Annotated in this window: 6 protein-coding genes and 1 pseudogene; 3 read left to right on the top strand and 4 right to left on the bottom strand. The window is 34.1% G+C overall.

What is annotated here, in order from left to right:
• Positions 1-384 precede the first annotated feature (384 nt).
• Both P9B04_RS12355 and P9B04_RS12350 read left to right on the top strand, forming a co-directional pair.
• The gene (locus P9B04_RS12355) at positions 385-1914 is read left to right on the top strand and encodes a cyclic nucleotide-binding domain-containing protein (protein ID WP_342055294.1); all 1530 of its coding nucleotides are present in this window, start codon (positions 385-387) and stop codon (positions 1912-1914) included.
• Between the two features lie 107 nt (positions 1915-2021).
• Positions 2022-2795, top strand: coding sequence for a DUF928 domain-containing protein (locus tag P9B04_RS12350; protein ID WP_342055293.1), 774 nt, complete (start codon positions 2022-2024; stop codon positions 2793-2795).
• 111 nt (positions 2796-2906) lie between these two features.
• Here the strand turns inward: P9B04_RS12350 and P9B04_RS12345 are convergent, their stop codons facing one another.
• From P9B04_RS12345 to P9B04_RS12330, 4 genes are all read right to left on the bottom strand, one after another.
• Positions 2907-3437, bottom strand: a complete 531-nt coding sequence (locus P9B04_RS12345) for a hypothetical protein (RefSeq protein WP_342055292.1) — start codon at positions 3435-3437, stop codon at positions 2907-2909.
• A gap of 152 nt (positions 3438-3589) precedes the next feature.
• A complete protein-coding gene (locus P9B04_RS12340) occupies positions 3590-4894 on the bottom strand; it encodes a phthiocerol/phthiodiolone dimycocerosyl transferase family protein (RefSeq protein WP_342055291.1) in 1305 nt (434 codons plus the stop codon).
• Between the two features lie 19 nt (positions 4895-4913).
• Positions 4914-5378 carry a peptide-methionine (S)-S-oxide reductase MsrA gene (gene msrA / locus P9B04_RS12335; RefSeq protein ID WP_342055290.1) on the bottom strand — a complete coding sequence of 155 codons (465 nt, stop codon included), beginning with the start codon at positions 5376-5378 and terminating at the stop codon, positions 4914-4916.
• 10 nt (positions 5379-5388) lie between these two features.
• Positions 5389-5772 carry a hypothetical protein gene (locus tag P9B04_RS12330; RefSeq protein ID WP_342055289.1) on the bottom strand — a complete coding sequence of 128 codons (384 nt, stop codon included), beginning with the start codon at positions 5770-5772 and terminating at the stop codon, positions 5389-5391.
• A gap of 250 nt (positions 5773-6022) precedes the next feature.
• On the opposite strand from P9B04_RS12330, the pseudogene P9B04_RS12325 reads away from it, so the two are divergent.
• Positions 6023-6424: pseudogene (locus P9B04_RS12325) on the top strand (M23 family metallopeptidase); the annotation flags it as partial.
• Positions 6425-6477 lie beyond the last annotated feature (53 nt).

Raw genomic sequence — 6477 nt, 5'->3', positions numbered from 1 at the left:
TTTGATAAATCCCCCTCGTTTATAGTGCGGGGCTTCTCGGCGGTTAGCTAAATCTTCCCTTGAATATATTATGTCATTGACGATCGCTATATTCCTCATCAATTTTGAGTTACTTAGGGTGATAAACCTCTATTAAACAACTATCCAAAATAATAAAGTCCTTTCCCAATGACTTTATTATCCCTGGGGGGAGAATAAAGAGATCGTCAATTTTTCTTAGCAAAAGAAATGATAGAGGACTCTTTAGTAATTGCTGAAAAATCAAATAAAAATATTAACTACAAATCACTAGAAAATATAATAACAATATTAAATCATTAGGGGGAATACCGAATATTCATGCTACCATTTACCTTTTAGACTTTGAGAAATGCTTTCATATTTATGATAACTTCAGAATGGCTAAAAACAGACTTAGAACGTCTCTGGTTAATTATTAACAAAATACTAGCCACAAAATTAATTGCGATCGGGGAAACTGACATATCTTTGGGGTATTTGTTGAATGCAGTTTTTTGGATCTTCATAGCTTTCTGGGTAGCTAAAATTCTCAGATTTATTGTCTCCCGTTGGTTACTATCTCATTTTAAACTAGAACGGGGTAACCACGAAGCAATTACATCAATTGTTGGTTACATTTTACTAGTATTAGCTTTTATTATTGCCTTAGAAAATTTAGGAATTCATTTAAGTTCCCTGACAATTTTTGCTGGAGGTGTGGGTATTGCTTTCGGAATTGGATTACAAGATTTAGGAAGCAATTTTATTAGTGGATTAACTTTATTATTAGGTAATCGTTTAAAAGTAGGGGATTTCATAAGTGTAAACCATATCGAAGGAACCATAGAAAGAATTTCCTTTCGTTCTACTTTAATTCGGAATATTCATGATGTTATTATCGTCATTCCTAATAATTGCTTAACTAAAGAAACAGTTATTAATTGGAGTTATACAAAAGATAAATTCCGTCTTCCTATTCCTATTAGTTTTTATGACGACCAAGACCCTGTTATTATAACCGAAGCTTTGGTATCAGCAGCCTATAAAGAAACCAAAGTTTTATCAACTCCTTCCCCGCAAGTTCGTTTTAAAGGATACGGAGAAGGGAGCATGGATTTTGAGTTATTAGTTTGGTTAGAAAATCCAGTTGATAGAGATCCCATCAGTCCGATAAAAAGTTCTGTTTATTATTTGATTAACGAGGAACTGAAAATTAGAAACTTAGAAACTGCGGCTCCAAAAAGAAGTATTACTATCCATCAAATAGAAAAAATATCGTCAGTTTCCTCCCCTATCCCTGTTAATAGTAATGGTTACCAAGTAAATCATAATCAGAATGGGTCTTTTCATAATTACTCCCATCAAAGCAATACCCTTACCCAAACTTTACCTCAATTAGAAACCTCTTCTGATTTGAGAATGCTACTTAAAAAAATCAGTTACTTTCAAGATTTATCCAATTTAGAGTTACGTCAACTCATTGAAGTGGGGTATCGCCATACCCTAGAAGCAGAAGAAATTTTGTTTAACGAAGACGATCCAGGGGATGCTTTTTATATTATTTTATCAGGTTCAGTAGAAGTATTTAGCCCTAAAACCAATAAACATTTAACCACTTTGAAAAATGGGACATCTTTTGGAGAATTATCTCTTTTATTGGGGATTCCTCGCACTGCATCCGTAAAAGCATTAGAACCTGCTCTACTTTTTGCTATTAATCATCAAGCCTTTCAAACTTTATTACAGCAATACAATCATATATCAGAAAGTATCATCAAACAATTAGAAATCCATCAAGAAGAATTAACCCAAAGGAAGGAAACATTACAAGCAATGGGGTTATTAGAAAAGAGTAAAGACAATAGTGTTTCTTGGATCAGTCAACGGTTGAAAAATCTTTTTTCTCTAGATTAAATAGTTTGCAAACTGACCCAAACTCAGTACGATTTGATTGTTTAATTTTTGTAAAAAACATTGATTTTATTGAAAAATATGTTTATGGTATAGAGAGAATTGGAATTATGATTAAATCACCTAAATCGATGAACAAACAATTAAAATTAAGGGTTTCAAAAAAAGTCAGTTTACTCCTTAGTCTTGTGGGGTTGGCGGTTGTTTCTCCATCACTTCCTGTTCTTTCTTCTCCCTTATCCAATGGCAGTATTATTAGCTTGAACTTTCCTGACACTGGTAATAGAGACGCACCGAAAAAAACCACAGGGGGAGGAACCAGAAGCGACGATCAAACTTGTTTGGTTAGTGAGGATAACGAACCTCCATTAGTTGCTTTAATGCCTAATCGACAAAACACGGCCAAAACAGCCACCAATACCCCTACTTTTTACGGGTATATTCCCACCACAAACGCTACCGAAGGAGAGTTTGTTTTAGTGGATCAAAATAATCAGGAAGTATATCATACGCAATTTTCCTTACCTTCAAATCCAGGGATTATTAAGTTAGAAATTCCCGAAAAAGCTAACTTACAACCGGGTAACTATACTTGGTCATTAATGGTTATTTGTGATTCTCGCTATCGCAACCGAGATAGATATGTAGAGGGTTCTTTGGAATATATCCCCCCATCTCAAACCATCGAAAATCAGATGAAAGATAAACCTTCCTTAGAGAGAGCAGAAGTTTATGCTAACGCTAGTCTTTGGTTTGAAACCCTAGATACAGTTGTGAAAATAAAAGCGGAGAACCCTCAAGAATGGCAACAACTTTTAACCTCGGTGGGGTTAGAAATGTTGGCGGAAGTTCCTGTAATTAATTGTTGTCAGTCGGATGATTAGGTTTCTCAAACCTCGGCGTTGTGGAATAAGCAATGGATTAGTTATTAATAGAAAAAACTTCAATTTCCCCAAGCTGTTAACTTGGGGAGTTTTTATTGATAACTTTTTTATCTAAGCTGACTGCTTAAGATAGTCTTGAATTTTTTGGGTTAATTCCTTAATATAAGGCTCTTGAAAAAGGGTGTGATGATATCTGGAAATTTCTTCAACTTCAATCTCTTCGGTTAAAAACTCATTTAATTTAGATGTATTCAGTAGTCTATATTCTTGGGATAAAAAGAGAATAACTTTAACTTGAGTAGGTTGGAGACAATATTGACTTCTGGCTAATTCTAAAGCTTTCAGTAGCTTGATATCTTTCATATATCTAGATACATTTTTCTCATTAGAAGACTTAATTTTACCCAATAGACGATTGACGAAAATAATTGTTTTTTCTCGTCTATCTGAGAAATTATTCTTGAATTTTTCTACTAAATAATTGATTCCAAATTTACGTAGGTTATAAAAATGTAAATAAAGACCTAAATCTTCGGGTTTCCAAAAACTATCAATTAAGAAAACTAAAGGTGTAGCAACTTTTTTCTTTTCTAATTGTTTAACCATTTCAATAGTATTTACCTCTGCTGAAGGAGATATCATTGAAATCGATCAATCAGAGTATGGTATCAGCAGTCTTAATAACGTTAGCTTTAATGGTTCAACCGGTGAGTTATCTATCAATAGCAACATCCTAGCTACCTTGGAAAATTATGATACCTTTGCTGTCAATAGCGATGTAGTTCTTGTTTAATTTATTCCGTATTTTCCAGTATCTTGAACATAGATTGAGCAATTTTGTCGATTCTTTTGCTGCTAAAAGATGGATGAGAAAAAGAAAAATTTATGGTCATTCTATTGTTAAAAGTTGAAATAGACAAAGAGAGAGAATGATCATAAATACAGATATTGGGAACAAAGGAAATATTTTCTAATGTAAAATCTCCATAGTTTTTTTCTAAATTAATTTTCCCTAGGTTACTGATACCAAATGTCGGCGTAAAGTTTTGAGTATTTTTTATAGAAGTTGTGACAATTTGTTTTAGTAGTAGAGGATAATAAAGAAAATCTTGCTTTTCTAATTCTTTTTTTATCTTATAATTAACTTCCTTTCCTAAAGACACAACGTCACCGTGGGATCTAATGGTATAAAAAGACATCAGAGAAGAAATAAGAATTTCTAGGTGTTCGTTATTAATGTTGGGATTTAATCTTTGTCTTAGATCAACATAACACTGACAATATAAGGTTATTTCTTCTTCTTTTTTTGTCTTGATTTCATCAGCGATCGCTAAAGAAATAGCCGCCGTGAGTAAACTATTAACTGTGATATTTTCCTGTTTACTTTTGATGATTATTTTCTGAGTAGTTTTTTTATCTAAGCAGTAGCTTGAAAAACGACCTTTTCTTTTCTGAAGAGATATAATTTGCTCTGGTTTGAGCTTTTGAGGCTGTAGAAAAACACTGTCGACTTGTAGCTTGATTACGGATAATATTGCTCTCAAATAATTAGAAAATTGATGAGATTTTTTATTAAATATTTGCTCGTATTTAGATGTTATTCCTAAGCTTACTTTACGCTGAATTTTATTATTAACTATATTTTCGTAGTTTTTAAAAATGGAACGATGAAGCTCTACCGAGGATAAACCATCAGAAATAGAATGACAAACGATAGTAACAAAATAACTTTCTTGAGCAGTAGAAGAGGGAATAATCAAAAAACATCTGAATAAATATTTTTCTAAAGCTAAAGGCTGATTAAGATATTTAATAACCCAATTTTCCCAAGATTTGTCTTGACAATCTTCAATAATCTCTAAACTAACTTTTGCTGTATTTGGTTCTTTTAATCGAAACTTTAACTCATTATTTTCTCTAATAATCTTACACCGAAGAATATCATGCTGATCTTGTATCAAGTCGATGGATCTTTGTAACTTGTCAATATTAACTTGTCCTTGAAGATGGCTAATAGTTGCGAGAGAAAAACAACCAGAATATTGATTTAATAGATAAATGCCTTCTTCTGGAGGATTTAAACTACGTTCATTAACCATTAACCACTATCCTAACTATTTAAACTTGTTTACTTTGTTTCTTTTCAAGGTATTGTTGATGATATTCTTCAGCTAAATAATAATCCGATGCTTGTTTGATTTCCGTAACAATATCCTTCTGGTATTCACCAGATTTTTGTAACTTTAGCTTAGAGTTTCTGGCTATTTTTTCTTGCTCAAAATTGTGATAAAAAATTACAGAGCGATACTGTTCGCCTCGATCTGCTCCTTGACGATTTAAACTGGTAGGATCGTGAATTTTCCAAAAAGTTTCTAATAGGTTTTCATAACTAATTATGGTGGGATCAAATTCAATTTGTACCACTTCAGCATGGCCAGTTATCCTAGCACAAACATCTAAATAACAAGGGTTAGGCCAATGTCCTCCCATATAACCTACGGAAGTAGAGACTACGCCATTTAACTGACGAAAACTAGCCTCTACTCCCCAAAAACATCCCGCTCCAAATGTAGCTTTTTCCATGAATAAATGATTAATACTCTTGTGTGCTTCTACGACCTAATTCATAAACACCGCAAGCCATACAAGCTAACATTCCTACGCTAATAGACCAACTTTGACCTAAACTTAATCCCACTCCCCAATTGCAAAATGCTCCAATAATAAAGAAAGGAAGAATGCTAAAAAGAGAGGCATAAAAAGCATTTTGGGATTCTCTTGCTTTGCGAGTTTTTTCAAATTCCTCTTGACTAGGATAAAGCGATCGCTCAGCAAAATTAAACCAACGATTTAGCCCTTCTATGATACCTTCTCTGAAAGAAGAAAGCCCTAAATAGAGAGATAATGACCATAAGCAAGTACCAGCAATGACAACGGTATCGATGGAGAAACGAAAGGGAATAAAATCAATAACCATAAATTGTTAAACGTTTGATTCACAAAGAAATAATAGTTTGTAAATTTTAACAAAATTAAGCAGACCTTAGCAAAATTTAAAAATATGGGAAGCAGGGGAAGCAAGGGGGGAGAAATATTACTCTACGGTAATGAGCGGACTTAGTATAACTCCGAACTCAACTACATTGGCAGCTTTGACTAAAAATAGCTATCATGCTACCTATATTTATTTTTTGGACTTGTGGTGATTTGGTGTGAGCGGTATTACTATGGGATTTATCAAGTCTTATGGACGTAAATTAAACAAAAAATTACTCTCTGTTGCGATCGCTACGTTATTGCTCCCTGTTGCTGTAAATGGGTGGCGACAGTCTCCTTCTCAAGCGCAGTATGTTCCGGCGACAAATTCAACTAACGTCTGGCAGTATGCGACGTTTCCAGTGGAAAACTTCCAAACCTACACATCTGGATACGGTTATCGCACCTCTCCCATCACAGGACAATCCCAGTTCCATCGGGGGTTAGATATGGCTGCACCGTTGGGTAGTTATGTGCGTAACTGGTGGGAAGGACGAGTGGTTGCTCTGTCGGACCATACTGCTTGCGGAACTATGATTACTATACAATCAGGGAACTGGACTCATATCTATTGTCATTTAATGGGAAAAGTAGGTATCTTCTCAAAAAGCCAGGGGTCACTCGCTGCGAAAACTTAGGCCAAACA

The organism is Crocosphaera sp. Alani8, assembly GCF_038442745.1.
Taxonomy (GTDB): Bacteria; Cyanobacteriota; Cyanobacteriia; order Cyanobacteriales; family Microcystaceae; genus Crocosphaera.
Note: the sequence above shows the minus strand (reverse complement) of the source record. Positions and strands in the feature narration are given on the sequence as shown.